The sequence below is a fragment of the Acinetobacter sp. P1(2025) genome (assembly GCF_051390655.1).
Taxonomy (GTDB): domain Bacteria; phylum Pseudomonadota; class Gammaproteobacteria; order Pseudomonadales; family Moraxellaceae; genus Acinetobacter; species Acinetobacter junii.
The window spans coordinates 1-4,346 of record NZ_JBPKBJ010000131.1; the positions used below are offsets into that span (position 1 = coordinate 1).

Sequence of the window (4,346 nt, forward strand, 5' to 3'; positions counted from 1 at the left end):
CGATATTTTGAATAAATTTACTCAACTTGGTACAGCTAAAACGGTGGCTGTTGCATAAATATCTGAAGATTAGAACAACTCTACCTTTCGTCTATTTGTGCAACAAAGCCCTTGTAGTTTCATTCCTGTTACTCTTGTAGTTTCATTCCTGTTACTCATATTGAAGGTTTGTTGTTACTCATACAAAATAGTTTGTAGATGACCAATTTATAGAGTAGTCATCTATAAGCTATTTGGATTAGTTAAAATTCTTAAATTAGTTCTAATTGTCCAATTTTGTATTTATAAGTTTGCCACTCGCCCTCACGTGGTTCTCTACTAATACCAGTTTCACTTCGCCATAGATCTATGAAAGCATCTCCGTGTTCGTAGTTTGGAATGCTGCCAGTTGCCCAACTCGATATAGCACTTGGACTTACATCTAATACATAAGATATTTTTTCATGAGACCAGCCAAGGTTACGTAAATCTAAAATCATTCGTCCAAAGTCAGGCGTTTTATATCCACGTCTTTTCACAAGAAACTGCTTTATCTTCTTTTCACTCTTAAGTTTTCTAAAGCGTTGGGGTAAACCACCAGCTTGCACAGTACTGTCAAAATTTAAATCATAAACATACATTATGAGGAGACTCCGTGTATTTGTTCTAATGCATTACCATCCAAATTTGAGAATTGGCAGTATTTTAAATGAGCATGCATATATGCAGTGCCAGGTGCACCGTGTCTATTTTTCCCTACTATGGCCTCAGCAATCCCTATATGTTGAGATTCCTTGTTATAAACCTCATCCCTGTATAAGAAAATGATTTGGTCTGCATCCTGTTCAATTGCACCTGATTCGCGTAGATCTGACAGCATTGGGCGTTTGTTTTGACGCTTCTCTAGTTCACGGTTGAGCTGAGATAACAGGACTATGACGCAATTAAATTCTTTGGCCATGGCTTTAAGTTCACCAGTGAAGTAGGCGATTTTTAAATCTTCTCGGGCAAACTGTTTTGTAGTCTTCATGATCTGAAGGTAATCCACGAGTACCACACCGACGGAGCCGTACTGATGTTTTACTTTACGGATAGATTCCCTGATATTTGCAATAGATGGACGGGAAGTATCATTGATATGCATTGGTACCTTTTGAAGCATCGCAACGGCGTTTGTATATGCTGTAAATTCCTCTTTAGGTAGTAGATGAGGGGAATTGCGTACTACTCCAATATCTGCCGGTGCAATCGCGCAACAGAGACGCATGGCGATCTGCTCTTTAGGCATTTCGCCAGACATTATAAGTACAGGCTTTTTCTGAATGACTGCTACATGATTTGCAATGAGCTGGAGCATCGTTGTTTTGCCCATTGCTGGACGTGCAGCCACTACCATTAGACAACCAGGCTCAACATCACCAAGCTTTTTATCAAGGTCATATATTCCAGTCTGAATACCATTAATTAGTGTTTTACCAGCAATCGCGGCTTCCATTTTCCGATGCATCTCAAGAAACGTATTGTTTGCAGCATCATGGATATGGAAAAGGTTTTCACTACCTTGTTCTGTACTTATTTCCGCAAAGGCTGTCTGAGCATTCAAAACTAAATCACCACGACTTACAGTCAAATTACGAGCACTTTGAATGACTTTATAGGCTTGTGCTTCAACTTGTCTGCATGTCGTAAGATCCTTCAATTTCTCAGCATAAGACACCAGGTTAGAAAAGCTGGAAGGGGCATCACCGAAAATTTGCATGATGTATTGCTCACCACCGGCAGCTTCAGAATAGTTACGCATTTCTAACCACTGGTTAACCAATACGGCGTCATATGGTGAATTTTTAGAATCAAGATCTACTATGGCCTGAAAAATTAGTTTGTGGCGTGTAGCGTGGAAATCTTCCTCGGTCAGTAGATTTTCAACTTGGCTATACGAATTTGAAACAGTCATCAATGCAGCAAGTACACACTGTTCAATTGCAATGTTATGAATCGGCGTATTCATTGAGGACCTCCTAATAGGCTCTTAGGCTTAGTCGGTAAATTAAGAACTGGTTGAGCAGTATTAGCTTGCTGTCCGGTCGGAGACAGAATGCCATATTCAGGATTCTGCTTTTTGTAGCGTTCAAACTTGTCTACGATCCAAGCCGTGAACTTATGAAGTTTTTTACTGTCAGATAGTCCGCTGTTATCAAAATAAGAGTTGAATGCACTCAGCTCGAATTCAAAGCTAGGTAGGCCAAAGATTAGGTCTATATTGTTGCTGTGACCTGCCATCTTTATCTTTGTTATCAACTGATCCACATCAGGAATCCAGTCATGCTCTTGAGAGAGATTCATTGGTAGATTCCCTGATAGGTTCTGCACCCCGTTTTTGGGATCATTCAACATCCCGTTTTTGGGGTTATTCAAAGCACCACTTTCGAGAATGTTTCCATTTTTGGAATAATTCGGTTTTTGGGATTGTTTAATGTTCCCGTTTTTGGGTGTATTAGCATCATCTAGATTTTGGGTGTATTCCTCGCGACCCTTTACGCCGTTGAGCTTGAGAACACGAACACGTCTGGTAGGTCCTGTGCGCTCTCCAGTATCTTCGACCAGACCAAGTTTAATTAACTCTAAAATAACTTTTTGAACTGTTTTTTTATCCAACACGGTATCTTTAGCCAGGCGCTCTATGCTTGGCCAAGCCGTATGCTCTTCACCAGCCCGATCTGCTAATGAAAGCAGAACGAGACGTTGTGATGAGTTATTTACTGGAGCAGCCCAAGCCCACCGTGTTGCATCAATGCTCACTGGATCCTCCTTGCTGATAAATTTTGCTTAGCGCATTTAGCAGCCGTTCGCCTGTAATTTTCACCAGGCTAGGATATGTGGGAGGAAGTGGGTTCCTTGGTGGAGTGGCTTCTTCTGCTTGTGCTGTTTTATTCAAATCTCGAGAAGGCTTATCCATTTTTAGTAGCCTCCCATTCTGCTTCATACTTTTCGCGTTCAATGTCGAATGTATTGCTATGAGTTTCGGCCAAGTACGCGGCGATATGAATTAAGCGTTCAAGAGTCGCGAAGACGGCGCCATGAGTATTTTGCTTTATAGCCTCTTTGATTATTTCGACTTCATCTTTAGCTTCATAAAACATGGTCTCAAGCCATGATGTATTTTCATAAGCTAATGAGTATGCATCGTACAGATCACCAGCATCGTACTGATCATCAGGCTTATGCGTATGTCTGTTAAGTTCACGCATGTAAGTGTCTGCTTGACTGTTAGCAAGCTGCTGGGAAATTATTATTAGATTTTCTAGTTCAGCAAAAGCAGAGGAGTCGGCTTTATCATTTTCTTGTACAAATGCTTTAACGAAAGCCGTTGCTTTGTTGATCTGGTTAGCCAAAGTTCGAAGTTGTGTGGCAGCTTCAGATGCAAGTGAATAGGCACTGATAATATCAGCGACACTGTAAAAAGGAATTGATTGTTCTGGAAATTGAATTTGTACTTTAGCGTTCATGATGAATGCGCTCCTTTGTAAATTGGAGCCTTGCCATTCACGACCAAGTGAGGGTGGCAAAGCTGAAAGGGGTTGGTCGACTGGCTACAAAGGAACCCAGCACACTCGAAAGTGTCCCCCTCCAGCTCCGCCATAACATGCGAACGCATAGAGATATTACGCACAAAAAAAGCCCGAAGCGGACTGTATGCGCCTTTATAGTAATAGCCGACCAAAGCTAATTCGATGATTTTGCACCGAACAAAATCAATATAGCCGATCATTTTTGATTTGAGAAGCCTTAAACAGAAAATATTTTGAAAATTCATGGCCGATCCCCAAACCTTTTAGCTAGGATCTGCATACCTTTTGGCAATATGAAGAACTCAGTCTGTGTGTAACTGTATGATTGACCTGAAGGCTTTACACCTTCTTTATGGGAGTATTTAGTTTCACAATAGCCACGACTTTCACTGTAGTAGGTTGAAGCACGAGCATCATTAAGATACCGATCCCAACCATGTTCACGTAGCCATTTGGCTAAAATATGCTGCTTAGTATTTAAAATTTTGCATGCCTGTTGGAACTTAACGCCGTGCTCGGTGTGAGTAATCGTCTCGATAGCTTTGGTGAGGACTTTGTTTTCTGAAGTGAGTTGTAGATTCTGCTTTGCTTGCACTTCGATAGCATTAAGAAGATGTAGTGGATTATTAATGTCGAATGCCGGAGTCCGCTTTTCAAGCTCATACCAGCGCTTAACAATAGCAGCAGGCTTTGTTGCACAAACCTATCTGTAAAGGCTTTTTCAGCGATATAATTTTCAAATGAAGAAGCCTACACACAAAATCTACCGCACAACCAATTGGCCCGCATATAACCGAG

At 41.1% G+C, this 4,346-nt stretch carries 5 protein-coding genes and 1 pseudogene; all 6 read right to left on the reverse strand.

What is annotated here, in order from left to right:
• Positions 1 to 251: 251 nt before the first annotated feature.
• Complete coding sequence (locus tag ACSC97_RS17785) at positions 252 to 620, reverse strand: hypothetical protein (protein ID WP_000289826.1); 369 nt, start codon at positions 618 to 620, stop codon at positions 252 to 254.
• The gene (dnaB, locus tag ACSC97_RS17790; RefSeq protein WP_436662271.1) at positions 620 to 1,987 is read right to left on the reverse strand and encodes a replicative DNA helicase; all 1,368 of its coding nucleotides are present in this window, start codon (positions 1,985 to 1,987) and stop codon (positions 620 to 622) included. Before dnaB ends, ACSC97_RS17785 begins: the two co-directional genes overlap by 1 nt.
• Positions 1,984 to 2,778, reverse strand: a complete 795-nt coding sequence (locus tag ACSC97_RS17795; RefSeq protein ID WP_436662273.1) for a helix-turn-helix domain-containing protein — start codon at positions 2,776 to 2,778, stop codon at positions 1,984 to 1,986. The genes dnaB and ACSC97_RS17795 overlap by 4 nt, the downstream gene beginning before the upstream one ends.
• 149 nt (positions 2,779 to 2,927) lie before the next feature.
• Entirely contained in the window at positions 2,928 to 3,485 is a 558-nt protein-coding gene (locus ACSC97_RS17800; protein ID WP_005402172.1) for a hypothetical protein, read from the reverse strand.
• Positions 3,482 to 3,793, reverse strand: a complete 312-nt coding sequence (locus tag ACSC97_RS17805; protein ID WP_436662275.1) for a hypothetical protein — start codon at positions 3,791 to 3,793, stop codon at positions 3,482 to 3,484. Before ACSC97_RS17805 ends, ACSC97_RS17800 begins: the two co-directional genes overlap by 4 nt.
• Positions 3,790 to 4,239: pseudogene (locus ACSC97_RS17810) on the reverse strand (phage antirepressor KilAC domain-containing protein); the annotation flags it as partial. The gene ACSC97_RS17805 and the pseudogene ACSC97_RS17810, both read right to left, overlap by 4 nt.
• Positions 4,240 to 4,346 lie beyond the last annotated feature (107 nt).

What these genes read in the sequence shown, in the direction of transcription:
- ACSC97_RS17785 (WP_000289826.1), bottom strand. Translation starts at nt 620, where the DNA reads ATGTATGTTTATGATTTAAATTTTGACAGTACTGTGCAAGCTGGTGGT.
- dnaB (WP_436662271.1), bottom strand. Translation starts at nt 1,987, where the DNA reads ATGAATACGCCGATTCATAACATTGCAATTGAACAGTGTGTACTTGCT.
- ACSC97_RS17800 (WP_005402172.1), bottom strand. Translation starts at nt 3,485, where the DNA reads ATGAACGCTAAAGTACAAATTCAATTTCCAGAACAATCAATTCCTTTT.
- ACSC97_RS17805 (WP_436662275.1), bottom strand. Translation starts at nt 3,793, where the DNA reads ATGAATTTTCAAAATATTTTCTGTTTAAGGCTTCTCAAATCAAAAATG.